General features: G+C 41.2%; 21 protein-coding genes and 1 pseudogene. 10 read left to right on the top strand and 12 right to left on the bottom strand.

Annotated elements, in window-relative coordinates:
• Positions 1 to 109: 109 nt before the first annotated feature.
• Entirely contained in the window at positions 110 to 1,483 is a 1,374-nt protein-coding gene (locus tag AACS90_RS22245; RefSeq protein ID WP_099121560.1) for an MATE family efflux transporter, read from the bottom strand.
• 243 nt (positions 1,484 to 1,726) lie between these two features.
• Between AACS90_RS22245 and AACS90_RS22240 the strand changes: the two genes are divergently transcribed.
• Positions 1,727 to 2,371 (top strand): riboflavin synthase subunit alpha, encoded by a 645-nt coding sequence (locus AACS90_RS22240; RefSeq protein WP_099121559.1) that lies wholly within the window; start codon positions 1,727 to 1,729, stop codon positions 2,369 to 2,371.
• A gap of 73 nt (positions 2,372 to 2,444) precedes the next feature.
• On the opposite strand, the gene cfa is transcribed toward AACS90_RS22240, so the two are convergent.
• Entirely contained in the window at positions 2,445 to 3,596 is a 1,152-nt protein-coding gene (gene cfa / locus AACS90_RS22235; protein ID WP_099121558.1) for a cyclopropane fatty acyl phospholipid synthase, read from the bottom strand.
• 352 nt (positions 3,597 to 3,948) lie between these two features.
• On the bottom strand, positions 3,949 to 5,127 hold the full coding sequence (punC, locus tag AACS90_RS22230; protein WP_099121557.1) for a purine nucleoside transporter PunC: 1,179 nt from the start codon (positions 5,125 to 5,127) through the stop codon (positions 3,949 to 3,951).
• 136 nt (positions 5,128 to 5,263) lie between these two features.
• On the opposite strand from punC, the gene punR reads away from it, so the two are divergent.
• On the top strand, positions 5,264 to 6,172 hold the full coding sequence (punR, locus tag AACS90_RS22225; RefSeq protein ID WP_099121556.1) for a DNA-binding transcriptional activator PunR: 909 nt from the start codon (positions 5,264 to 5,266) through the stop codon (positions 6,170 to 6,172).
• 3 nt (positions 6,173 to 6,175) lie between these two features.
• Here punR and purR read toward each other — a convergent pair whose 3' ends face one another.
• On the bottom strand, positions 6,176 to 7,201 hold the full coding sequence (gene purR / locus AACS90_RS22220) for an HTH-type transcriptional repressor PurR (RefSeq protein ID WP_099108154.1): 1,026 nt from the start codon (positions 7,199 to 7,201) through the stop codon (positions 6,176 to 6,178).
• A gap of 530 nt (positions 7,202 to 7,731) precedes the next feature.
• Positions 7,732 to 8,310, bottom strand: a complete 579-nt coding sequence (gene sodB / locus AACS90_RS22215) for a superoxide dismutase [Fe] (RefSeq protein WP_099121555.1) — start codon at positions 8,308 to 8,310, stop codon at positions 7,732 to 7,734.
• Positions 8,311 to 8,669: 359 nt separating this feature from the next.
• Here sodB and AACS90_RS22210 point away from each other — a divergent pair, with 359 nt between their 5' ends.
• Positions 8,670 to 9,011: a Grx4 family monothiol glutaredoxin gene (locus AACS90_RS22210; protein WP_099121554.1), complete on the top strand. Its 342-nt coding sequence runs from the start codon at positions 8,670 to 8,672 to the stop codon at positions 9,009 to 9,011.
• A gap of 54 nt (positions 9,012 to 9,065) precedes the next feature.
• On the opposite strand, the gene rnt is transcribed toward AACS90_RS22210, so the two are convergent.
• Together rnt and gloA are read right to left on the bottom strand one after the other, a co-directional pair.
• The gene (gene rnt, locus AACS90_RS22205) at positions 9,066 to 9,716 is read right to left on the bottom strand and encodes a ribonuclease T (RefSeq protein ID WP_099121553.1); all 651 of its coding nucleotides are present in this window, start codon (positions 9,714 to 9,716) and stop codon (positions 9,066 to 9,068) included.
• A 124-nt stretch (positions 9,717 to 9,840) separates the two neighbouring features.
• Entirely contained in the window at positions 9,841 to 10,248 is a 408-nt protein-coding gene (gloA, locus tag AACS90_RS22200) for a lactoylglutathione lyase (RefSeq protein WP_099121552.1), read from the bottom strand.
• 253 nt (positions 10,249 to 10,501) lie between these two features.
• Here gloA and AACS90_RS22195 point away from each other — a divergent pair, with 253 nt between their 5' ends.
• Together AACS90_RS22195 and slyA are read left to right on the top strand one after the other, a co-directional pair.
• On the top strand, positions 10,502 to 10,741 hold the full coding sequence (locus AACS90_RS22195) for a DUF1289 domain-containing protein (RefSeq protein ID WP_099121551.1): 240 nt from the start codon (positions 10,502 to 10,504) through the stop codon (positions 10,739 to 10,741).
• A gap of 679 nt (positions 10,742 to 11,420) precedes the next feature.
• A complete protein-coding gene (gene slyA / locus AACS90_RS22190; protein WP_099108148.1) occupies positions 11,421 to 11,858 on the top strand; it encodes a transcriptional regulator SlyA in 438 nt (145 codons plus the stop codon).
• A 75-nt stretch (positions 11,859 to 11,933) separates the two neighbouring features.
• Here slyA and AACS90_RS22185 read toward each other — a convergent pair whose 3' ends face one another.
• Positions 11,934 to 12,407 carry an outer membrane lipoprotein gene (locus AACS90_RS22185; RefSeq protein ID WP_099121550.1) on the bottom strand — a complete coding sequence of 158 codons (474 nt, stop codon included), beginning with the start codon at positions 12,405 to 12,407 and terminating at the stop codon, positions 11,934 to 11,936.
• Between the two features lie 334 nt (positions 12,408 to 12,741).
• On the opposite strand from AACS90_RS22185, the gene anmK reads away from it, so the two are divergent.
• From anmK to AACS90_RS22160, 5 genes and pseudogenes are all read left to right on the top strand, one after another.
• Positions 12,742 to 13,851: an anhydro-N-acetylmuramic acid kinase gene (anmK, locus tag AACS90_RS22180; RefSeq protein WP_099121549.1), complete on the top strand. Its 1,110-nt coding sequence runs from the start codon at positions 12,742 to 12,744 to the stop codon at positions 13,849 to 13,851.
• 44 nt (positions 13,852 to 13,895) lie between these two features.
• A complete protein-coding gene (gene pdxH / locus AACS90_RS22175; RefSeq protein WP_099121548.1) occupies positions 13,896 to 14,549 on the top strand; it encodes a pyridoxamine 5'-phosphate oxidase in 654 nt (217 codons plus the stop codon).
• 218 nt (positions 14,550 to 14,767) lie between these two features.
• Positions 14,768 to 16,039 (top strand): tyrosine--tRNA ligase, encoded by a 1,272-nt coding sequence (tyrS, locus tag AACS90_RS22170; RefSeq protein ID WP_099121547.1) that lies wholly within the window; start codon positions 14,768 to 14,770, stop codon positions 16,037 to 16,039.
• A gap of 102 nt (positions 16,040 to 16,141) precedes the next feature.
• Entirely contained in the window at positions 16,142 to 17,020 is an 879-nt protein-coding gene (pdxY, locus tag AACS90_RS22165) for a pyridoxal kinase PdxY (protein WP_099121546.1), read from the top strand.
• A gap of 226 nt (positions 17,021 to 17,246) precedes the next feature.
• Positions 17,247 to 17,790, top strand: a pseudogene (locus AACS90_RS22160) (IS1 family transposase).
• 99 nt (positions 17,791 to 17,889) lie between these two features.
• Here AACS90_RS22160 and AACS90_RS22155 read toward each other — a convergent pair.
• From AACS90_RS22155 to AACS90_RS22140, 4 genes are read right to left on the bottom strand one after another with little or no spacing between them, the layout of a single operon-like run.
• The gene (locus tag AACS90_RS22155; protein WP_099121545.1) at positions 17,890 to 19,641 is read right to left on the bottom strand and encodes an ABC transporter ATP-binding protein; all 1,752 of its coding nucleotides are present in this window, start codon (positions 19,639 to 19,641) and stop codon (positions 17,890 to 17,892) included.
• A complete protein-coding gene (locus AACS90_RS22150; protein WP_099121544.1) occupies positions 19,628 to 21,457 on the bottom strand; it encodes an ABC transporter ATP-binding protein in 1,830 nt (609 codons plus the stop codon). The genes AACS90_RS22155 and AACS90_RS22150 overlap by 14 nt, the downstream gene beginning before the upstream one ends.
• Positions 21,447 to 22,691, bottom strand: coding sequence for an MFS transporter (locus AACS90_RS22145; RefSeq protein WP_099121543.1), 1,245 nt, complete (start codon positions 22,689 to 22,691; stop codon positions 21,447 to 21,449). The genes AACS90_RS22150 and AACS90_RS22145 overlap by 11 nt, the downstream gene beginning before the upstream one ends.
• A complete protein-coding gene (locus tag AACS90_RS22140) occupies positions 22,688 to 24,691 on the bottom strand; it encodes a TonB-dependent receptor (RefSeq protein WP_099121542.1) in 2,004 nt (667 codons plus the stop codon). The genes AACS90_RS22145 and AACS90_RS22140 overlap by 4 nt, the downstream gene beginning before the upstream one ends.
• Positions 24,692 to 24,763 lie beyond the last annotated feature (72 nt).

Genomic DNA, 24,763 nt, shown 5'->3' with positions numbered 1-24,763 from the left:
GGATTGATTGCTTACTGCCTTAAAGAGAAAAAGCCATCACTGAAAATTTTCTACTCAGAAGAAGATATTTCAGCAATAGCTTAAGCGGAATTGGGGTTAATGTACTAAATTAACGGGTAGAACGAGCAAGGACAGCATGATCAGGCTGCTTTTGTAACCACAAAATCCGGTAGCCAATCATAATTGCTGCAACAGTTAATCCGATAATAAACCCAATCCAGAAACCTTGTGGTCCCATAGGTTCAGTAACAAGATTGGTCAATGCCAGAATATAACCACTTGGTAATCCGAAAATCCAATAGGCGATGAAAGTGATAACGAAAATAGAGCGCGTATCTTTATATCCACGTAATACACCTGAGCCAATGACTTGAACAGAATCTGAAAGCTGGTAAATAGCAGCAAATAGCATCAGATTAGATGCTAATATGACCACTTCAGGATTATCGTTATACATCATAGCAATCGGTTCACGGAATATTGTCGTGAATGCGGCGGTTATGCCAGCAATTATTAACCCGAGCGCAAGGCTGGTATAAGCTGATACTTTGGCACCTTCAGTTGATTTCTGTCCGAGGTTATAACCCACCCGGATAGTAGCTGCGATACCAAATGACAGCGGGAACATAAACATCAGTGAACTGAAATTGAGCGCGATTTGATGCCCTGCAACATCCACTACTCCAAGAGGGGAGAGCAGTAAAGAGACAACAGCAAACAATGTCACCTCAAAGAACATAGCCAGACCGATAGGCAATCCCAGCAGAGTAATGCGTTTTTGTGTATGTGAGTGAGGGCGAGAAAAATTCTCAAATGTATGAATATCTTTCTGGGATGGTGCGTGTTTAACATAGGTAAGTAGTAACAAACACATAACCCAGTAAACACTCGCGGTTGCAACCCCACACCCTACACCACCAAGTTCTGGTGCACCAAACTTACCGTAAATGAAAATATAGTTGACAGGGATATTCACTAATAGCCCTATAACGCCAATAACCATCGCTGGTTTGGTTTTTGACAGCCCTTCACACTGGCAGCGTAAAACCTGATAGAACAAGGCACCAGGCGCCCCCCACATAATTGCATGGATAAAATCGATGGATTTTTGTGCCAGAACGGGATCTACATTATGCTGTGCTTCTATAATAAATCGGCAGTTATATAAAATCGTCATCACAAAGATAGAAAGAAATGTTGCCAGCCAAAAACCTTGCTGGATTTGACCTGCAACATTTTTTCTCTGGCCTGAGCCATTCATATGGGCAACGATCGGTGTTAAAGCCATCAAAATCCCTTGAGCAAGCAAAATCGCTGGCAGCCAGATTGATGTCCCTATAGCAACAGCGGACATTTCTATTGCACCTGCTTTACCGGCCATGACTGTATCGACGACTCCCATCGCAGTTTGTGAAGACTGAGCGATAATGACGGGGATCCCCAGAGCGAGCAAACTACGCGCTTCATTTAAATATTTCTGCACGTACTACACCTTTTAATTGAAAAATTGACGATAGAAAAAACAAGGAATATTTCTGCGAGCAAACAGAACTGTTTGAAAAGCAACCTCTTGTTAACATAGGTATTGTATAGGACTCATTTTACTAATCCAATCATTGTTTGATATTTAGTCTAAATGAGTAATAACATTACATGTGAAATAGTGTTTAAAAGAGATTAGTGGGTTACACTAACTTATTATGTAAAACGATGAAAGAGGTTCCCCATGTTTACAGGCATTGTTCAGGGAAAGGCGCCTATAGTTGCTATTGAAGAAAAAACACATTTTCGGACTCATATAGTCAAATTTCCGGCTGAATTATTACCTGATATTGAAACGGGAGCTTCCGTTTCTCATAATGGCTGTTGTCTGACTGTCACAAAAATTGATGGTGACTTGATTAGCTTTGATTTGATGAAAGAGACGCTGCGTCTGACTAATCTTGGTGAGCTTAAGATTGGTGATTTAGTTAATTTGGAAAGGGCAGCAAAATTTGGTGATGAAATTGGCGGGCATTTAATGTCCGGGCATGTGATTACAACAGCTGAAATTGCGAAAATTTTCACTTCAGAAAATAACCATGAAATATGGTTCCGTATTTATGACAAACAATTAATGAAATATATCCTGCATAAAGGATTTGTTGGCATTGATGGAATTAGTCTGACTATTGGCGATGTAGTAAATAATCGTTTTTGTGTTCATTTGATACCGGAAACGTTAGAGCGCACGACATTGGGTAAAAAGCGTATCGGTCATAAAGTGAATATTGAAATTGATTCACAGACTCAAGCGATTGTAGATACTGTTGAACGCTTCATGGCGCAGAAAGAACAAGAAAAAGTATTATCACAGTTGGAAGGTAATTAAAATTTTGCAGAAAAAAGCTACAGATTTCAATTCTGTAGCTTTTTAATGGTATTCCAAACCCACTGGTAAAATATTAACGCGGAACTCTTAATCCATTTTCAATTCCACGTGGGCTGAACATAACCTGCCATAACTGGATATCTCTGGCGCGAAATGCCCCGGCGCAGGCATTCAGATAATAACTAAACATTCGTTTGAAGCGGGGGCTATAATTATGAGCTATTTTATCCCAGTTTGTAATAAAACGTTCATACCATGCCATCAGAGTACGATCATAGTCAGCTCCGAAGTTATGCCAGTCTTCCATCACAAATTTCCCGGTGCTGGCTTTGGCAATCATTGCAATTGATGGCAAATGCCCATTAGGGAAAATATATTTACCGATCCATGCATCGACATTCACTTTATCCCGGTTGGAACCAATTGTGTGCAGTAAGAAAAGACCATCAGGCTTCAGATTCCTACGTACTACGTCGAAATAGTTAGCATAATTTTTGGAGCCTACATGTTCAAACATGCCGACAGAAACGATTCTGTCAAACTGGAGGTTTAGATCCCGATAATCTTCAAGGATAATTTTCACATCCAGATCTTTACAGCGCTCCTGAGCATATTTTTGTTGCGCTACTGAAATAGTGACTCCAGTGACGGAAACGGAATAATGTTTGGCTGCGTAAGCGGCTAATCCGCCCCAACCACAACCGATATCCAGCAGAGTCATACCCGGCGATAACTGTAATTTTTCGCAAATCAACCGCAGTTTATTAGACTGAGCTTCTTCCAGTGAATTCGCATCTTTCCAGTAGCCGCATGAATATTGCATATTGGGATCAAGCATGAGTGTAAATAGGTCATTACCCAAATCGTAATGTTCTTCCCCTACAATCCATGCCCGTTTGGGGGACTGTAAATTAAACAGGCGGGAAGTCACAACCATCAAAATGTCCTTAAAATTTTTTGGAATTTTGTGTTCCAGACCAGCCCGTAATATTTTATAAAAGAAAACATCTAAACGCTCACAATCCCACCAGCCATCCATATAGCTTTCGCCTAATCCTAAAGATCCCTGTTTCAATACTCTTTTATAAAAATCAGGGTTTTTGACTTGTATGTCAAAAGGGCGTTTTCCATTAATTTGAATGCCTGCTTCCTGAAGCAGGTCATTCGCAATCCTATGCCACTGGTCAGTGATTTTTTTATTTTCTTCAACGAAAGATGAACTCATATACTCTCCAACATTTATGTGGTGGAATTTTGAGGTACCTCTTTGTTACTGGTTATTTATGCTTCCCGGGATTTGTTTTCTTGCCGTTAAACTGCATCTTGAAATCCATAGGAATATTGAAACTAATCAGAAAATGACTTAAAGGCAGTTATGCCGTTCTTCCGTGATATAAAAGAGAGCTTCATTGCTCTTCTAAACCTCAAATTCCGAGTTTTTAGAATAATGAATCCATATGAGTATATGAGTGAAATAATATTTAAACAATAAGCAAGAGAAAGGCCATATCATTATATGGCCTTTCGTTGAGAATATTCTTAGGTATTATATTGAAGGGTGACTAATTGATTGATAATTAGTTACTAATATCATCCTTTCTCTTTTGTAAATAATAACCTATCACCATTGGGATAATGGTGGCTACCATCACTGTTGTCGTTGATAAGAGAGGACTTTTCATAAACATAGCAACAAGCATACTGGCAATAAAGCAAAGGCCTAATTGTAAAGCATTTTGCAATGCGGCAGCTTTACCGCTGTCTTTCGGATAAACGGAAAGAGCATTTGCTACAGCAATCGGATAAGAAGCGCCATTCATTGCTGCCATAACACAAAAAGGAATAAGAATAACGATGAAAGAAGGATAGAACCAGGCAGCTAAATAGATAAGTACCATGCTTATGGCATAACCTGCCAATAAGATAGGAAATATAGTTTCACTTTTAACTTTTTCTAACAAAATACGGCAGCCATACCCACCTACCATAAATGCCAAAGTTTGTGGAATATAACTTAAACCGATATCTGTCGCGTCATAACCCATACTATTCAAAATAGTTGGTGAACCTGTTAACCAGGCAAAAAAGCCGGCGCTACAGGAAGCATAAATCAAAACATTGCCGCTAAAAACTGATGACTTCAATAAGGTGAAGAAAGAAGCACTATGATTATCTGCGCTGGTATCAATGGGAACACGTTTGTTCGCCAGAAAAAGTGTGGGTATCAGTAGTAACAGCGTTACCACCATCAAGACAAGAAAGATAACCCTCCAGCTTGTGTGTGACAGTAACCATGCGCCTAATAATGGTGCAAGGGCAGGGGAAAGCGCCACTAATGGCATAATCATAGCGAAAACACGTTTCGTGCGTTCAGCATCATATCTGTCGACAACCAGAGCCTGCCAGGAAACGGCAGCAGAGCAGACCCCAACAGCCTGAATAAATCTCAGGACAAGTAATTGAGTCGCATCTGTTATCCAAAGTATGCCCAGACAGCTGAGGCAAAACAGGGATAAACCGATAATCAGAACAGGCTTTCTTCCCAGACGATCAGAAAGTAATCCCCATAAAAGCTGAGCAACGGCAAAACCGCCGAGAAAAATGCTAAGGCTTGCACTGATAGCACCTTTTGATGTGTTTAAATCTTTACTCATAGCATCAAAGGCGGGCAGATACATATCAATGGCTAAGTAGCCGAGCATACTCAGGCCAGCAAGATAAAACATAAATGGAAGAGAGTTTTTATTTGTTGTCATTGTGTTAATAAATCGCGTTAGTCAATCGGTGTGGTAATTGATAAAGAAATATGGAGCTTATTTTATATGGCGTGATTTTTGATTGTGAAACGGTATTATTTGTACCATGCGATGAAAAAAATTAAAAGGAAGAAACATGTGGTCTGAATATTCTCTGGAAGTTGTTGATGCGGTGGCAAGAACAGGAAGTTTCAGTGCGGCTGCATCAGAGCTTCATCGTGTGCCTTCTGCTGTCAGTTATACGATAAAGCAACTTGAAGAATGGCTGGCAGTTTCTCTGTTCGAACGCCGTCACCGTGACGTAGAGTTAACTGAAGCAGGAGCCATTTTTGTTAAGGATGCCCGTTCTGTTATCAAAAAAATGAATCATACCCGGCACCAATGTCAGCAGGTAGCAAATGGATGGCGCGGACAACTCAGTATCGCTGTTGATCAGGTTGTTAAACCAGAACGGACACGTCAGCTTATTTTGGATTTCTATCGTCATTTTCCGGATATTGAGTTATTTATCTATCCCGAAGTTTTTAATGGTGTATGGGATGCGCTGGTGGATGGGCGTGTTGATGTTGCTATTGGAGCAACACGCGCTTCTCCGGTTGGCGAGCGATACAGTTTCAGGGATATGGGTTTTATGCCATGGCTGTGTGTTGCCAGCCCTGAGCATGAGCTGGCGCTCGTAACGGAAAAATTAAATGATGACCAATTGCGGCCTTATGCCAGTTTATGTCTTGAGGATACATCACGTGCCCTGCCTAAACGTGATACATGGGCTTTAGATAATCAGCGGCGGCTGGTTGTTCCTGACTGGGAAGCGGGGTTGTCCTGTCTAATGGAGGGATTGTGTGTGGGAATGGTACCTAAACACCGGGCATTACCGCTTATTCGTCAGGGAAAATTGTGTGTGCTTGAACTTGAGCAGCCGTTACCTGATAGCCCGTGCTGTCTGACATGGTCGCAAAAAAGCCATTCACCTGCATTAAGCTGGTTGCTTGAGTATCTTGGTGATAACACAACGCTTAATGCTGAATGGCTACAAGAAGACTAACTGTTAGCGGCGATAATCAATAAAAGGACCATCGGCAACAGAGCGACGCTCTACAAGACGTGGATGGACCTCGATGGTTTGGGCATCTTCACGTTTATTGATAATTCTATCAAGTAGCGTGGAGAAAGCCATTTGTCCCAGCCGCTCTTTAGGTTGATGAATGGTTGTCAGTGCTGGTGTGAAATAGCGTGCATTACGGATATTGTCATAACCAATGATGGAAATATCCTGAGGAACGCGTAAACCCATTTCATCGGCAGCACAAATAGCTCCCATTGCCATCACATCCCCGCCACAGAACACAGCAGTAGGGCGATGTTTCTGGTTTAAGATCTTACACATTGCCTGATAACCTGATTCAGGCTCAAAATCCCCCTGAACAACCCATTCATCCCGAATAGTGATATTGGCTTCTTTCAGTGCTTTGAGAAAACCCTGATGACGCCCGCCACCTGTATTTCTGGCTAATGGGCCGGGAATGGAGGCAATATCACGATGCCCACGTTCAATCAAATACCGGCCAGCTAGATAACCACCGTGGAAGGCATTATCAATAATGGCATCCGTAAAGTCCCCTCTGGATTCCCCCCAATCCATGACAACCATAGGAATATTGCGATAATCCTCCAGCATCCCCAGCAATTGTTGAGGATATTCTGAACACATAACTAATAAACCATCTACGCGCTTTTGCGCCAGCATCGCGAGATAAGCTTTTTGTTTGTCGAGGTTGTTATGGGAATTACATAAAATCAATGTATAGCCTTTGCTATAACAGCTATTTTCGACAGACTCGATTATTTCAGCAAAATAGGGTGCTTCACTTGAGGTTGCCAATAACCCGATAGATTTTGTGTGGTTGACTTTTAAGCTTCGGGCAACGGCACTGGGAGAATAATTCAGTTCCTTAATGGCAGCCCATACTGCGGCCTTCGTATCTTCGGCGACGAAACGGGTTTTATTAATAACATGGGATACGGTTGTGGTTGAAACACCAGCGCGTTTAGCCACATCTTTAATCGTTGCCATGATAAAAAGGACTCCTGACCTTTTGGTCTAAATTTGTATACCCTTTATCTGGATATAGAACTTTGTTAATCATTTGCCAGTATTATATTTGTATATAGGAAGATAACTGGCAATAATTTAGCGAGAAACCGTGAATTTTGTCTGATCTAGCTCAAAAGTGAAAGCAGTAATCGATGCTATAAAGTATATGTATTAAATATCACAGTGCGATTTTTAATCTTTGAGATAAATAACCACTTAAAATTTATGATGTTGCTGAGTCTTAATTTTCACGATGAGGATGGTTTATGGATACAGATCTGAAATTGGGATTATTGACTGCCTGTAGTGCGTTAGTCATGATTGTTTTTCTGGCGAGTCTCTGTTTGATCGCTTGAGTCCGGAAATAACTTTAAGTCCAGAAATAATATTGTGGTGAAACGCCATCTATTTTTTCAAGGGAAAGTTTTTCACGATTCAGAAAGTATCCATGAATGGGACACGTGTACAGAACCGGAAAAACTTACCCTTGTATTTAACTGATAGGCTAATTAAGCCAGATTTTCTTCCACAAACTGCCAGTTAACCAGAGCCCAGAAATGCTCCAGATATTGAGGGCGTGCATTGCGGTAATCGATGTAATAAGCATGTTCCCAAACATCAACAGTCAGAACAGGCTTATCTTCACCAGTCAGCGGAGTTGCTGCATTGGAAGTATTAGCGATAGCCAGGCTACCATCAGTTTTCTTGACCAGCCATGTCCAGCCGGAGCCGAAGTTTTTCAGGGCTGCATCAGTAAATTGCTGTTTAAATTCAGCAAAAGAGCCGAAAGCTTTGTTAATTGCTTCTGCCACTTTGCCGGTAGGTTCACCACCACCGTTTGGTGACAGGCTGTGCCAGTAGAAAGTGTGGTTCCATACTTGCGCAGCATTATTGAAGATACCGCCATCAGAAGTTTTGATGATTTCTTCCAGTGTTTTTCCGGCAAATTCTGTACCTTTAATCAGGTTGTTCAGGTTCACAACATAAGCATTGTGATGTTTGCCGTAATGATATTCCAGAGTTTCTGCTGAGATATGAGGTTCTAAGGCATCTTTAGCATAAGGTAATGCTGGTAATTCAAAAGACATTGCATACTCCTTTTAATATCGGGTTTTTGGCTTTATAAACCATGATTCGTAAAGTATTAATCATGGATAGAGCAAATTTAAGCTTATTATCATGTTGCTATTTTAGTGATTATCTTAACAACTTTTCTGCTAAATAACAGGGAAAAAGATGCGATTTAATGATGAGCTGATGTAGAACTGTTCAGTTTTAATGGATTAAATATTTATAGGGTATGGAAACCTCAGCGATTACAAAATGTTGTTCATGATAAAAATTTGTAGCAGCACGTTCGCTGTAGAAAATCAGCACCAGAAAGTGGTATTCTGAATCAATCTTTTCTGATGCTGATAAACAGCACCTGCGGTTTAAGGAAGTAAAAATGACGACAATTGAGAAAATCGAACGCCAAATTAATGAAAACCCGATTTTGCTGTACATGAAAGGCTCACCGAAGCTGCCAAGCTGTGGTTTCTCTGCTCAGGCTGTTCAGGCTTTATCTGCCTGCGGTGAACGTTTTGCTTACGTGGATATTTTGCAAAACCCGGATATCCGTGCTGAATTACCTAAGTATGCTAACTGGCCGACATTCCCTCAGCTTTGGGTTGATGGTGAGTTAGTCGGGGGATGTGACATCCTGATGGAGATGTATCAACGCGGTGAACTACAAACATTGATTAAAGAAACTGCGGATAAATACCGTGAGCAAGAAGACAACCAGTAATATTTGATAATCATTATTGGAGCTAAGAGCCTAATAAAATAGGCTCTTAGTTTATCAGGCTTCGCCGTCCGGAGTGGCCATAGGCCAACCACCTAGTCGCTTCCAGCGATTAACCAATTCGCAGAAAAGCAGACTCGTCCGATCTGTATCATAGAGAGCACTGTGTGCCTGATTACTGTCAAAAGGGATTTCTGCTGTAATGCAGGCTTTTGCCAGAATAGTCTGACCAAGTACCAAACCACTCAGCGCAGCCGTATCAAACGTGGCAAAAGGATGGAATGGATTACGTTTTAAACCAGAGCGTTCAGCCGCTGCCATAACAAAATTGTGATCAAAACTGGCATTATGAGCAACTATAATGGCACGATTGCAATTACTCCCTTTCATACCTTTACGGACCATCTTAAAAATGGCATGCAGCGCAGTATATTCGCTGACGGCACCCCGTAATGGATTAGTCGGGTCAATACCTGTAAATGCCAGCGCGGCGGGATCAAGGTTGGCTCCTTCAAAGGGCTCAATATGGAAATGAAGCGTATCAGCCGGCGTCAGCCAACCTTCTTCATCCATTTTTAACGTCGTTGCAGCTATTTCAAGTAAAGCATCTGTCCGCGCATTAAACCCCGCGGTTTCTACATCAATAACAACGGGATAATAGCCACGAAAGCGCCCACTGAGCATGTTTTGATCTTTTATATTAGACATCTGATTTTATTCTTAACTTCAGGATAGCGGATATTATGACAAAATTTATTGAGCATTGCAGAAGTAATATCTACCTAGTGGAAACGAAGGGCATGTTAAAGATGCCCTTGTATATGGAGAATAATTAATGGCCTAATGCACTACTGGCGCTTTTATTTTCAATAAGTTCGATTTTATAGCCGTCAGGATCTTCAACAAAAGCGATAACAGTTGTTCCGCCTTTCACTGGCCCAGCTTCACGAATGACATTTCCCCCGGCAAGTTTGATACGCTCACACGTTGCCGCAACATCATCAACACCTAAAGCAATATGGCCGAATGCTGTACCCATTTCGTAGCTTTCAACATCCCAGTTGTATGTTAATTCGATGACCGCACCCTGGCTTTCATCAGAGTAACCTACAAAGGCGAGGGAATATTTATACTCTGGATTTTCACTCGTACGAAGTAGACGCATGCCCATTATTTTAGTATAAAAATCAATCGAACGTTGCATATTGCCAACACGGATCATTGTATGAAGTAGACGCATGATTGCCTCTTATGTTTATGGTTTTATATAAAAATATTAATTTTACGAAATAGCAAAAGATCAAAATTTCGTGCTCTGACCCCATTGTTTTTTAACTATATATGGTAAACATAAGGTAATTCAATGCGTCCTTTCACCTTTGTTTTACTCTCTACTATTTTGTAATCCATTATTTGATGTGAGCTGGATCTAGATAGTGTTGCAATTCTCTCAGAGATAATCGTTTAGGTAATTTTGTATACAGGAGGATGACATGGCTGAGCAACTAGAGTTTTTTGTTATTCCTAATCCTTGCAAGGGGATTTGTGAATCTGATCCCCGTGGTTTCTGTCGAGGTTGCTATCGCAATCGAGAAGAGCGCTTTATGTGGATGAAATTATCTGATGGGCAAAAAAGAGAAATATTGCGGTTATGCCATGCTAGATATCTGCGGACACTGAAAAATAACGGGCATGATGAAGTTGTTCCATCAAAACAGCTTGGGTTATTTTAATTCACATTTTTAACTGTTAATGAAATTTTCTTATATGAATAATATTTCATATTTTCATTGTGGTTAAGAACTTTTGCCATGATAAAGTGATATTTTATTCATATTACCTATTTTTTATTTGATATAGGTCATTTAAAAATATTACAGAGATTGACTAATTAAACCCTTAAGGTAAAGGTTTCTTATCAAATAATTAATTATTGAACAATAATCGCGCTAATTAGTTATCTATTTGTTTTTAATGAATTTTATTATCCACTTAACGCTAACTGTAAGATAAAAATGATATTAATGTAAAAATATATAGATTAGTATTTGGATGGCGGTTATTCTTATAGAACTTTAACCGAGCGGTATTGTGTCTATTTTTTGGAGTTTGTATCTGTTTCGTTGATATTTAAAATCTTAATAGTTAAGTTGGAGGATTATTTTATACAGTTTATATCGTTGGTGGATTAATGCGCGATTTTATTCGGTGCGCCGTAAAACTTCGCTCTTTAGGGCGACGAAGATGTCAACTTTAAGTAACAAGCCAACGCGATACTAATTAAGTAATTAGCGAAATATCTGACTCTACTAATGTGAGCAAGATATAGGATGCGTATCCATTATTCATATGAATAAACTGATTGGATAATTCATTGATGTTATATGAGTCTCTAATTATAAGGAGGGGTAATTGGAATTGACATTGGGATCAGACCTGGCACGTTTAGTTCGTGTTTGGCGCGCTTTAATTGATCATCGTTTGAAGCCGTTGAAATTAACTCAGACACATTGGGTTACTCTTTACAATATTAGTTTGTTACCACCGGAGCAGTCACAGATACAACTTGCAAAAGCAATTGGTATTGAACAACCATCCCTGGTAAGAACTTTAGATCAATTAGAAGAAAAGAAACTCATTACAAGGCACACATGTGCTAATGATAGGCGCGCTAAAAGAATCAAATTAACAGAAGAGTCAGAAAATTTTATCAGAGAAGTGGATAGTGTTATTGGTTCGACGAGGAAAGACATCTTGGAGGGAATTACTCATGATGAGTTAATTCTACTTGCTTCTGTAATAAAAAAAATCGAAAAAAATATTAGCCAATTACATAAACAGGTAATATAAAAATTAATCGATAAAAAGAAAATCGCGGGCCATATTTTGGTGATCCGCGATTTTTTTAAATATACTTTAACCCTATTAGATAGGAGAGACCGTTGTTGAGTCGCCACTATCGGCAATTTTGATACGTTGCCCTTTACTGAATAAAACCTGATCCTGCTTTTGCACCACAACAATATTTCTTCCGCTGTCAGTACGGATTTCCAATTCGACACCTTTTGTTTGATCGATAGCACCTTCAATTCCTTGACCTGCCATTCCACCGACAATAGCACCAGCGGCTGTTGCAAGCCTCTGCCCTCTACCGCCGCCAACCGAATCACCTAACAATCCCCCTAATACTGCTCCGCCAATCGCTCCTAGCATGTTTTGGTTGCCAGACTGAGAGCCTTTTATAGTGACCGGACGGACAGACAAAATAGTCCCGTAGGTTACGTTTTGAATTTGTTTGGCCTGATCAATTGAGTAAGTATCACTAGACAGTGCTCCCATGTCAGCACATCCGGATAATGTTGTTACTACAACTGCACCAACCAGGAAACGTTTGAACATAGTTACTCCTAATTTTAATGCCTCGAGAGAAATCTGGTAATAACCCTACAATCAAGCATTCGGCTACAATGATCAGTAACAAGTATAATAATTTTACGAGTTACTTATTCTATACATTAATAGCCTCTCTATAAATATATAATAAATTTCTACATTGAACGCCAATAGGAATAATTCCTGACCAAAAGTTTAGCATGTTTTGTGAAGAGCTCTCCAAAACTCAGATTTTATCTCTTATATTCTGAGTGAAACATATATAGTCCAAATCAATGTGTTTTATAGTTACACAGGTTTATTTACAGATGTAATCCATTCTTTAAATAGGGGAATATTTATGAAGTCAGGACGTTATATTGGTGTGATGTCTGGCACCAGTATGGATGGAGTCGATGTCGTTTTAGCAGAAATCAGTGATAAGGCTGTTATACAAAAGGAAAATTACAGTCATCCATTTCCTCAGGAACTTAAACAAAAATTACTGGCGATTTGTCAGGGTCAGCAAACTACATTATCAACAGTTGGGCAACTCGATTATGAGTTAGGAACGCTTTTTGCCGAATCAGTCAAAGGGTTATTAAAGAAGACCGGATTAACTGCGAATGATATCACTGCAATTGGGTGTCATGGTCAGACTGTATGGCATGAACCGGATGGTGAAAAGCCATTTACGATGCAAATTGGTGACAATAACCGTGTAACGGCATTAACCGATATTACAACAGTAGGTGATTTTCGCCGTCGTGATATGGCTTATGGCGGTCAAGGTGCACCTTTAGTTCCTGCTTTCCATATGGCGGTATTGGGCAATCCAACGGAAAGGCGTGTGATCTTGAATATTGGTGGCATTGCGAACATTTCCGCTCTTCTGCCAAATTCTGCGGTTAAGGGATATGATACCGGGCCGGGTAATATGTTGATGGATGCCTGGACATGGCGTCATAAACAGCAGCCTTATGATAAAGATGCACAATGGGCAGGAGAGGGTAATGTAAACAAAGCTCTGCTCCAGAAGATGCTTTCAGACCCCTATTTTGCACGTACTGCACCAAAAAGCACCGGGCGGGAATATTTCAATATGGCATGGCTGGAAAAGCAGCTGGCTGATTTCCCTGATGTCAGTCCGGTCGATGTGCAGGCCACTCTTGCCGAACTGACAGCTGTTAGTATTGCTGAACAAGTACTGTTAAATAATGGCTGTGAGCGCTTACTGGTTTGTGGCGGTGGTGCCAGAAACCCACTTATAATGCGTCGGTTATCTGCTTTGTTGCCTGATACTGAAGTTGCAACAACAGACAAATATGGATTAAGTGGTGATGATATGGAAGCGTTGGCATTTGCTTGGCTGGCATTCCGTACTATGTCTGGGCTGTCGGGTAACTTGCCATCGGTGACTGGTGCTGATAGGGAAACAATTTTAGGCGCAATTTATCCTGTTGCTGGCTGATAACAATGTTATGCTGAAACTCACTTAGAAATAGAGAATTAGACATGTCAGAACATAATGATACTCATATAGCAGAGCTGCGCCGTGAATATATGCGTGGTGGGTTACGGCGAAAGGATCTTACTGAAGAGCCGATGGCTCTTTTTGAGCTTTGGCTGAAACAGGCCTGTGATGCTGGGCTCAGCGACCCAACAGCGATGTGTGTAGCAACAGTCGATGAGCATGGGCAGCCTTATCAGCGTATCGTTCTATTGAAGCATTTTGATAACCGCAGTCTGGTTTTTTATACCAATCTTGGTAGCCGCAAAGCGAAACATTTAGCTCAGAATAACCGTATCAGCCTCCATTTCCCCTGGTATCAGCTTGAGCGTCAGGTCAGCTTTCTGGGCAAAGCTGAGCGTTTATCGCCTCTCGAAGTAGTGAAATATTTCCATAGCCGCCCGAGAGACAGTCAGATTGCAGCCTGGGCTTCACAACAATCTTCCCGTATTTCTGCCCGAAGTATCTTAGAAGGGAAGTTTTTAGAGCTGAAGCAAAAGTTCCAGAATGGCGAAGTGCCATTGCCCAGTTTTTGGGGTGGGTTCCGGGTTGAATTTGATTCGGTAGAGTTCTGGCAGGGGGGAGCAAGCCGTCTGCATGATCGTTTTCTATACCTGCGTGAAGGAGATGAGTGGCATATTGATCGTCTGGCGCCTTAACTGCATTAATTACCGTTTTTAATACTGGCACTTATAGTACTGGCGTTTTATGCTATAGCACGCGATTTACAGCGAATCGCGACAATTAGACAATGATATATGCCTGATAGATTGCAAGTTGCAGTCCGGTTGTATTAAGCACAAATGATACACCCGATAAAGCTGCAACTTGGAAGATGAAGGATATAAGTAAAGAATACAAACCAATGGAGTCATTGATGTCTAGCAATAACCTGATTAAACAACTGCAAGAGCGGGGCCTTATTGCCCAGGTAACGGATGAAGAAGCGTTAGCGGAAAGACTGGCGCAAGGTCCGGTCTCTCTCTATTGCGGCTTCGATCCTACCGCTGACAGCTTGCATTTGGGCCATCTGGTTCCCTTGCTGTGTTTAAAAAGATTCCAGCTGAATGGACATAAACCGGTAGCTTTGGTAGGTGGTGCGACAGGTTTGATTGGTGATCCTAGTTTTAAAGCGACGGAGCGCAAATTAAACACAGAAGACACTGTTAAAGAGTGGGTTGAGAAAATCCGTAACCAAGTTTCTCCGTTCCTGAGTTTTGAGGGTGAAAACGGTGCAGAATTGGCCAATAACTATGACTGGTTTGGCCAAATGGATGTCCTTTCTTTCCTGCGTGATATCGGCAAGCACTTTTCTGTTAACCAGATGATCAATAAAGAAGCGGTTAAACAACGCCTGAATCGTGATGATGTTGGCATTTCGTACACTGAATTTTCTTATAACCTGTTGCAGTCTTATGACTTTGCTAATCTGAATGGAAAATATGGTGTTGAATTGCAGATTGGTGGTTCTGATCAGTGGGGCAACATTACATCAGGTATCGATTTGACTCGCCGTTTACATCAGAAACAGGTATTTGGTCTGACAGTACCTTTGATTACTAAATCCGATGGTACTAAATTTGGTAAAACAGAAGGTGGAGCAGTCTGGCTGGATCCGAAGAAAACCAGTCCATACAAATTTTATCAGTTCTGGATTAACACAGCTGATGCAGATGTTTACCGTTTCCTTAAATTTTTCACTTTCATGGACATTGAAGAAATTAATGCATTGGAAGAAGAAGATAAAAACAGTGGTAAAGCTCCGCGTGCACAGTATGTTCTGGCAGAAGAAGTCACTAAACTGGTTCATGGAGAAACGGGTTTAACGGCGGCGAAGCGTATCACAGCGAGTCTGTTCTCCGGTGCAGTCACTGATTTAACCGAAGGTGACTTTGCGCAGTTAGCACAGGATGGTATGCCAGCGATTGAGCTTGAGAATGGTGCTGATTTACAGCAGGCACTGATCACTGCGGAGTTTGTACCTTCCCGTGGGCAGGCTCGTACCATGATTAGTTCTAATGCTGTTTCTGTCAATGGTGAAAAACAGTCTGAAGCGATGTATGTATTTGTGGACGAAGATCGTCTGTTCGGGCGTTATACTTTATTACGTCGTGGTAAAAAACATTATTGCCTAATTGATTGGAAATAATTCATAAAAGTATTACTAAGGGCAACATCATTGTTGCCCTTAAAGTATCTGGCTGTTTTATAACTCATTTACGGTTCTTAAAATAACAAATCAGGCCTAATCATGAAAAACATTCTTTCAATTCAGTCTCATGTTGTTTTTGGCCATGCAGGAAATAGCGCATCTGTTTTTCCGATGTGCCGTATGGGAGTGAACGTATGGCCACTAAATACAGTTCAATTTTCTAATCATACTCAATATCCACAATGGCGTGGTTGTGTGATGCCACCAGAACATCTGGCTGAAATTGTGCAGGGAATTGGTGAAATTGATAAATTGGCATCCTGTGATGCTGTTCTCAGTGGTTATATTGGTTCTGCGGAGCAGGGAAACTATATCCTTGATATTGTAAAGCAGGTGAAACAGGCTAACCCTGAAGCATGGTATTTTTGTGATCCTGTCATGGGCCACCCAGAGAAAGGATGTATTGTGGCTCCGGGAGTTTCTGAATTCCTCTGTGAAAAGGCATTGCCTATCAGTGATATCATTGCACCTAATTTATTGGAGCTTGAAACACTGGCGGCAACGGAAATCAAAAATGTGGAGCAGGCAGTATCAGCAGCCCGTCAGCTATGCCAAAAAGGCCCCAAAATTGTTTTAGTCAAACACCTCAGCCGAGCAGGTTATCAGAAAGATAACTTTGAAATGTTGCTGGTGACTAAAGAAAATAGCTGGCATATCAGCCGTCCATTGATTGATACCGGTGAGCGTCAGCCCGTTGGAATTGGTGATTTAACCAGTGGCTTATTCCTTGCTAATTTGTTGAAAAGCCCATCGTTAACAAATTCAGTCTTACAGGAAGCGTTGGAGCATACGACAGCAGGCGTTTACGAAGTCATGCTGGAAACGCAAAAAAGCGAAGAATTTGAATTACAGCTTGTTGCTGCCCAAGATAAGATGGTGACTCCAGTCCATAAATTTAACGCTGTGCAAATCGATTAAGTATAAAAAACAGTTAATAAGTTTATGCTTCCGGTAAAGTTGTACCGGAAGCAGTTGTTTTAAATTAATCACTCCACATCGAATAATTAGTGCGGAACCAATCAAATGAAATTTATTTTAAGATATTATTGGTTTTTTTATGTTGGAGTGAGTGCGAACATATTTGGTCATGCTCCCAATAATTAGATGTTGCGATAAACTTCTCACTTTTTATTACTGGTAAGATATGGCTAAAGTTGATGTAGTTTGTCGTTACTGTCACAAAACAGAAGATGTCAAAGGAAGCAGTGGACATCTTCGATATCACTGCTATGCCTGCCGTAAAACCTTTCAACTGAATTACACCTATCAAGCCTGTAAAGTGATATCCATATTATCTGTGAAATCGACGAACAGTGGTCATTTGTCGGTAATAAGAGGAATCAGCGCTGGCTTTGGTATGCCTGGGAGCCAAAGGAGAAGCGGATAGTGGCGCATGTATTTGGTGACCACAGTCAGAAAACACTGAAAAAGTTGCTGGCACTTCTGGCTCCGTTCAAAATTAAATTCTACTGTACAGATGATTATACAGTTTACAATTGCCTTCCGGTGGAAAATACCTCAGAGGTAAAAAGTTCACTCAGCGTATCGAAAGAACCAACCTCACCCTGCGTACTCGCATCAAACAGCTAAATCGGAAAACGATTGGCTACTCCAAATCCGAAGAAACGCACGACAAAGTGATAGGCATGTTCATTGAGCGTGAATACTATCTTTCAGAAGCAATCTAACTGTTGGAGGCATGACCAGTTATTTGATAAATCAATAAACTCAGTTACAACTTATTGAAATGAATGTTTTTAGGTAGATGCCTCGAATAAATACTTGGGTTATAAATTCCAACTCTCTTCTGAACCAAGATGACTTTTCCAAAGTGATTGATAAAGTGGACAACGTTGCAGTAATTCATCATGGGTTCCACTATCACAAAGGGTTCCATGATCCATTACCAATATCTGGTCAGCACGGATTATCGTGCTTAGTCGATGAGCGATAACAAAGACAGTTTTATTCTCGGTAAGAGAATAAAATGCTTGTTGTATAAGTCGTTCATTTTCAGGGTCTAATGAAGAGGTTGCTTCGTCCAAAAATAAAACTGGAGACTGTTTTAAGATGGCTCGGGCAATGGCAAGACGTTGGCGTTCACCGCCGGATAATGTTCCGCCATCTACACCTAAAAGGGTGTCGTATCCTTGTGGTAGGGCCATAATTGTGTCGTGAATATTGGCAAGACGGGCAGCTTGTTCTAATTCTAACTGAGTAGCATTTGGATCCCCCAAACGGAGATTATTAGCGACGGTATCCTGAAATAGGGCTGTTTCCTGAAATACCATTGTGACGGTGTCATACAGTGCTTTAGTTTGGTAATGGTGGATAGGATTTCCACCCAGACGAATTTCACCTTCGTCTAGTTGATAGAAGGAGAGCAATAAATAAGCCAGCGTAGATTTACCGCTGCCGCTAGGTCCCACAATGGCGGTCATACTGCCTTGTGATGCCTGAAATGAAATATTTTGGATAGCAGGTTGGTTAGTACCCGGATAACTAAACGAAATATTGTTAACTTCAATATCGTACCGGTTAGGCGCAGGTAATGGCCCAGAAGCTTGCGTTGCAATCGCTTCAATATCAGCAATATGTGTTTCGCCCACTTTTGTTAATGCGGTGATATTGAGTAGGGGAATAATCCCACGTAATGGGGTTATTGTGGCAAACAGTATCAGGATTGTGATGAGCATTTCTGAAAGTGCGAGTGTTTCTGGTACATGGAAGCGCAGAGCGCTAGCCAGTATTCCCACAACCACACTAGTATCAATAATGATGTAGAACAGACTCAATAGCGGTATGCTTTTGAATACTCCTCGGCGGAATGCGCTACGTAATTGTTCAATTTTCTGATCAAAACGTTGTTCTACAGTTGTAGTTGCTGCTGCCGCACGGATGAAGGCTATGCCTTGTGCATATTCTACAATCGCTTCAGATGCATCAGCCATCATAGTGGCTCTTTGATTTAGGATCTCATGGAGTTTTTGACGAATTGGGATCAGGATAAGTAATCCAGCTATCAATACTAATAGTGTACTGCCAGCTATAACCCAATCGAACCAAAATAAGGCCAGATACATGAATGTCAGCATCACAATCTGACAGATGATTTGTGGAGTGGTATAGGCTGACTGATTTTCCTGCCATTGCACATCTTCGGATAATGTCAGTGCTATTTTTCCGGCATTTAAACTCCGAATTGTCGCGACCGACATACTCACAATCCGTTGTAGCAAAGAGCGACGGATTTCGATACCTAACTCATAAGCTGCAATGGTGAGTTTACGCAGTGCCCGGGACATAATCGTGAACCGAAATAACAATAAGAAAATCAGTAATATCAGGGTAATAAGTGGCAGCATATCAGAGCCACTCGTTTTTTGATGATAATCCTCCAGATGCGTGATAGCCCAAGCTGCGATGGCAAGTTGAGCAAGAATCGCAATGGTATCAAGTTGCTTATATAACAGGCCAATGAACCAGGTCCGTTTTAGTTTCGGGGATAGATGTTGTTGGAGACGATTAAATAATCCCATGGTAATTTGCTCCTGTAGCGGTACTTTCTTCCTGCCAGGCAGCCCACTGCTTGGTATATGCCCCTTGTCGTGTGATTAATTCATCATGGGTGCCTTGCTCAATGATTTGCCCTTTATCCAAAACGACTATTTGGTCAAGATGGCGGATGGTCGGTAGGCGATGAGCAATAACAATTATTGTCTTATTCTGATCTGTCTGGGGATGACATAGTGCATTGAGTGCCTGTTGTATCTCTTTCTCACACTCTGGATCGGCATAGGCGGTCGCTTCATCCAATACAAGGATTGGTGAGTTTTTTAGGATAGCGGCAGCAACGGCGATACGCTGTTTCTCTCCCACAGACAAGCTGATACCGCTGTTCAGTACTGTGTTGTAACCTTGCGGTAACTGTTGAATAAATTGGTGTGCTTGAGCTGCGAGAGCTGCGGATTCAACCTCATCTTGCGAAGCATCAGGGCGAGCCAGACGTATGTTGTTGGCGATTGTATCGTTGAACAAAAAAACTCGCTGGAAAACAAAGGATATGTTTTTACGCAGAGTCGATTCATCCATATTTCGAATATCAACACCACCGACAGTAATTTTTCCTTGTTGCGGGTCCCAAAGACGAGCAATCAAACTAGCTACGGTGGATTTACCAGAACCACTGGCACCGACCAGAGCCAGTGAGCTTCCGGCAGGAATGGAAAGGGAAATGTTATTTAAGGCATTATCCTGTCCATCCTGATAGGAAAAACTGACATTATGCAAAGCCACACTATTATCAACAGCTGTGTCACTCTGAGTACATGGAGCTAGTTCAGGTTGGTTCATTAACCAGTGATAACGTGTAATTAATGCTTCTTGTTGTTGCACGCGAGTCATTACAGCGAACATGGAGGAAGCAATATTGCCGAATGCTATGGCAGCCAGAATAAAAAAGGTTAATTCAAATATTGAAATTTCATGTTGGTTAAATAACCAGACTGCCAAAGGGAGCACAAATAGTAAATTGGTGCTGGATAGGACAAAAAAACGGCTGGATTTAACCTGAACTTTCTCAACCCAAATATCAATAATGTCTGTCAAAGCAGTAAATGTTTTTTCGGCACGCTCTAGTGCTATATTTTCACCGGAATGTTTGCTGCCTGAATAAGTTTTTACCACGGGGATTGCATTAATAACTTCACTCATTGTTGAGGCAATACGATTTTGGGCTGCGTAAAAGCGCTGAGTTGTGGTTTGAACTTTCATCTGAATATAGATAAAGAGTAGAAATGCTCCCAAAGTTGGGGTGAATGCTGCCAATGCCAGCCGCCAGTCGATAGCCAACATGACACTCAACGCAATTAATGGGCCGAACAGTGTTGCTGATATTTCTGGAATGATGTGAGCAATCCCATCTTCAAGCTGTTCGACGTCATCTAGCATCATCTTCTTAATTTCTGTGCTGTCCGTTTGCATGAAGAAACCAAGGGGGATAGATTTCAGCTTAGTACTGATATTATGACGTACATCAGCTTGAACGTCGGCGGCAACCAAATGAGAAACAAAGGTTGAACCACTGAAGATCAACATAGCAGCAACGGCAGAAATTAATAATATAATGCCGTAACTCAGGAGTGTGTCAGATTGCCCATCGTAGATGGACTGCATAATCAGGCCAGCAATCGCAGTGGGTAAAATTTGCAAGCCAGCGGAAACAATAGCAAGCGTAATAGCCAGATAACTCATAGCACGGTATGGGCGCATCATATTCCACAATGTCTTAAGAACACCGGCATCAGTGGAACGCTGCTCAGGTACATTCTTGACAGAAGAATCATTATTGGGCATAGGTGTTTTCCTTCTGGAGATCTCGGCACTTGTGTAATGTCCAGAATAGACCGACAAGAGTGAAGATTGATGCGAGAGCGAAAAGGGAAGAATAGCCCGCTTTAGTGACAATCAACCCTCCAAGCATTGAACTGATGATCGCAATACTCATATCTGCTGATTGCATCAGGGCAAAATCTACCCCAGATTGGTTGCTTGCTGCTAAAGACATCATCTGTGTATACAAAGCAACGAATTTGGTAGCGTTGATTAATGTGATGAGAATGTATGCCGAGGAAAGCAGGAATACAGAGGTTTTGGATTGTTGAGCAAGCCAGAACATCCCGGCGAAGACTAGGCATTCAAGTAGCATAACACCTAATAATGTCTGAACAGCACCAAATTTGCGTACAATAATTCCGCCGGACATAACCCCGAATAATCCGGCCAATGCGCCACCACTGGCTGCAATAATGCCCAGTTGAGTTAAATCTACTCCGTGATCGATTAAAAATGGGGAAAACATAGCGAGTGACAGGCGCGTACCGATCATACATAACAGAATTAAAATCAGTGCCTGCTTTACTGGTGAACGGTGTAATGCACTTCTGAGAGATGGGGATGTTGTTATATTTGCTTCATCCGGCTTTTTTTTCTCCGGGGTTTTCCGGGTGAAGAAAATAGGCAGTGACATTAAAAGTATCACTATAGCTAATACGCTTGTGCCAATATGCCAGCCATATAGTGAAATTAGATATAAAAACAGTCCGCTACCGATCATTGTACCAAGATAACCCCCTCCAACCTGCATGACATTGCTCCAGGGGCGATATTGTGTAGGTAATCGGTCAATAGCCTGACCATCCGTAGTGGTATCTACGATAGTCAGACTAAATGTTATCAAAAATAATGCCAATATAATTAGAGGCATATGTTCGGCAGGTTTAGCCAATGACATTAAGCAAAAAAGCAGGAAAATTAAAAAGGTACCGCAGAGCATAATGTGGCGGGAGTGATTATCTCCCGAACCTGATTTGCGATAACGTTCTACGATTGGTGCCCAAAGGAATTTACATGCCCAAGGTAACATCAGTAGGTAAAGTAGCCCTATTTTATCTTGCGTTACACCGTGGCTGCGTAGAAATGCCGGCATACTCTGCAGCGTTACCATACTGATGGTACTTTGAATGGTGTAAACACCAGCTAAAGTCAGAAATAATAGAGAGATTTGGTGGGAGCTTCTCTTGTTTGTCATAGCGCAATGCTCATATCTAGGCCAACATTTAATCCCTTACCAAGCATACTAAGTTCGTTATTTCCGAGCTGAAAAGCAGAAGCCCGATACTTTTTTTTGCCTAAATTTTCGCCATATAATTTGATGTTGATACCATGAGCCATTTCTAGATTGAGTGAAGCGTCATAGAGTGTATATGCACTTTGCCCAAGCGTATTAGCTTCATTAAAGTAGCTTTTTGAGTAATGGTGGGCACCGGCATTTAAATAGAGATTGCCAGGTAAGAATGTTTGATTAATCAGATAGTCAATACTGGCATTCATCATGACATCTGGCGCATAAGGTAGACGTTTGCCGTTATAACTTATTACGTCAGTTGTAGTATCGGTAGCATGAGTAAAACTGGATTTACCAATACTAGTTCCAAGAGATAACCTGAGCCCCTTTATCGGTTTGATTTGGCTATTCAGTTCAATGCCTTTACTTTCTGCTTTTCCGACATTGCGAATAGATTGCATGCCCGGAGAGCCAACATAAATCTGCTTATTTTTTGAATGGATATAATAGATTGCACCATTTAAGGTTATGGCATCATCAAAGAATGCGGTATTCCAGCCAAATTCATAATTGTCTGAGTTTTCGGTATGGTAAGGTTTTTTGTCATCAACAACGGAAATAATGTGATTGAATCCGCCCGGTTTATAACCTTTAGTCGTAGAAATATAGAAACGGGTATCTGGCGTAAATTGCCAGCCCAAAGCTGCTTTAGGCGTAAGTTCATTGTTGGAAACCTGATTGCTAAAAGCATCGATTTTCATCATGCCAGAGCGACCAGCATAATCTATTTGTGATTTTTCATGGGATAAGCGTCCACCAAGGGTTAGATCCCACTGAGTAGCAAACGGTAATTTAGCTTCACCAAACAGCGCCAGTGATTTTGTGCTAATGGTATTAAGTGAATTACTGTAGTAACTAGGGTAAGCACCAACCAGATGTTTATTATTTTCATCTGATAACCAACCGCCTAAAACACTGGTTATTCCATTTGTATAGTTGGAATTTAAGCGTAACTCCTGAGTTGTGGCATGATGTTTCTCTTTCCATTTACCTCCAATGAAATTACGGGAAATATCACGATCCTGATAAGAAGTAATACTGGTCAATGTATTGTTGCCAAAATCATATTCAGCCTTCAGTGCGTAGCTGTTTACTTGTCTTTTTAAATCGGGAATTGGGCCGTTGTACTCTTTCCGACGAAACTGTTCGTTACTTAAATAAAGCTCTTCATGTGAATGGAGAGCTTCATGAGCAAAACTAAATTCAGCACTGAAAGGTGAACCATCCGGTGCATATATTAATTGTCCTTTACCTAACCAGATTGTGCTGGAGTCGATATTTTTATAATTTGTTGCATTTATTTGCCCAGGCTCTTTTACCCAGCGAAGGCTGGTACTGCCATAAAGAATGTCTTCAATAAGAGACGTTGACCCACTGAAGGAACTGCCTTGTTTCAATCTGGAATAATTACCGGATAGGTTAAGCCAGGGGCCTTCTTTTGGGGAACGCGTAATAATATTGATAATCCCCGCCTGAGCATTTCCGCCATATAAAGATCCCTGAGGACCACGTAATAATTCTACGCGTTCTACATTGATTAATTCTTGTGTCAGGAATTGATGATCCTGCGGAATTCCATCAACATAAATTCGGATAGAAGGTGAGTAATAGTCAGGGGAGCTGATACCTCGGATAGTGGTAGCTGAATAGACTCGATTGCCCCGGGAGCGAATTTGTAAACCAGAGAACGCACGTTCAAGATCTTGTACTTGAGTAATCCCTGACTGCTCAAGTTCTTCACCTGATTTAACTAAAATACTGCCATTAACTTTATTTAACGCTTCTTCTTGTTTATTAGCAGTCACGATTAAAATATCTTTTTTTGCTTCAGAAGCATGTTCAGCCCAGGTTATAGGTGAAATCAGGCAGCATAAAATAGATGCGTTAGCATATTTTTTTTTCATATTGATGACTTGTTATGCCTTCTCAAATTTTGTTTTTACAAAAAACAAGCACAGTAGAACGGAAAGAATTAA

The sequence above is a fragment of the Xenorhabdus sp. KK7.4 genome (assembly GCF_963876465.1).
Lineage (GTDB): Bacteria > Pseudomonadota > Gammaproteobacteria > Enterobacterales > Enterobacteriaceae > Xenorhabdus > Xenorhabdus stockiae.
The sequence above is the reverse complement of the archived record's forward strand: the minus strand, read 5'-3'. Positions and strand labels throughout refer to the sequence as shown.

Coding starts and splice junctions, on each gene's coding strand:
- anmK (WP_099121549.1), top strand. CDS start 12,742: ATGAAGTCAGGACGTTATATTGGTGTGATGTCTGGCACCAGTATGGAT.
- AACS90_RS22155 (WP_099121545.1), bottom strand. CDS start 19,641: ATGGGATTATTTAATCGTCTCCAACAACATCTATCCCCGAAACTAAAA.
- gloA (WP_099121552.1), bottom strand. CDS start 10,248: ATGCGTCTACTTCATACAATGATCCGTGTTGGCAATATGCAACGTTCG.
- tyrS (WP_099121547.1), top strand. CDS start 14,768: ATGTCTAGCAATAACCTGATTAAACAACTGCAAGAGCGGGGCCTTATT.
- AACS90_RS22195 (WP_099121551.1), top strand. CDS start 10,502: ATGGCTGAGCAACTAGAGTTTTTTGTTATTCCTAATCCTTGCAAGGGG.
- AACS90_RS22140 (WP_099121542.1), bottom strand. CDS start 24,691: ATGAAAAAAAAATATGCTAACGCATCTATTTTATGCTGCCTGATTTCA.
- purR (WP_099108154.1), bottom strand. CDS start 7,201: ATGGCAACGATTAAAGATGTGGCTAAACGCGCTGGTGTTTCAACCACA.
- sodB (WP_099121555.1), bottom strand. CDS start 8,310: ATGTCTTTTGAATTACCAGCATTACCTTATGCTAAAGATGCCTTAGAA.
- punC (WP_099121557.1), bottom strand. CDS start 5,127: ATGACAACAAATAAAAACTCTCTTCCATTTATGTTTTATCTTGCTGGC.
- pdxH (WP_099121548.1), top strand. CDS start 13,896: ATGTCAGAACATAATGATACTCATATAGCAGAGCTGCGCCGTGAATAT.
- cfa (WP_099121558.1), bottom strand. CDS start 3,596: ATGAGTTCATCTTTCGTTGAAGAAAATAAAAAAATCACTGACCAGTGG.
- AACS90_RS22240 (WP_099121559.1), top strand. CDS start 1,727: ATGTTTACAGGCATTGTTCAGGGAAAGGCGCCTATAGTTGCTATTGAA.
- AACS90_RS22150 (WP_099121544.1), bottom strand. CDS start 21,457: ATGCCCAATAATGATTCTTCTGTCAAGAATGTACCTGAGCAGCGTTCC.
- rnt (WP_099121553.1), bottom strand. CDS start 9,716: ATGTCTAATATAAAAGATCAAAACATGCTCAGTGGGCGCTTTCGTGGC.
- pdxY (WP_099121546.1), top strand. CDS start 16,142: ATGAAAAACATTCTTTCAATTCAGTCTCATGTTGTTTTTGGCCATGCA.
- AACS90_RS22185 (WP_099121550.1), bottom strand. CDS start 12,407: ATGTTCAAACGTTTCCTGGTTGGTGCAGTTGTAGTAACAACATTATCC.
- AACS90_RS22210 (WP_099121554.1), top strand. CDS start 8,670: ATGACGACAATTGAGAAAATCGAACGCCAAATTAATGAAAACCCGATT.
- punR (WP_099121556.1), top strand. CDS start 5,264: ATGTGGTCTGAATATTCTCTGGAAGTTGTTGATGCGGTGGCAAGAACA.
- AACS90_RS22145 (WP_099121543.1), bottom strand. CDS start 22,691: ATGACAAACAAGAGAAGCTCCCACCAAATCTCTCTATTATTTCTGACT.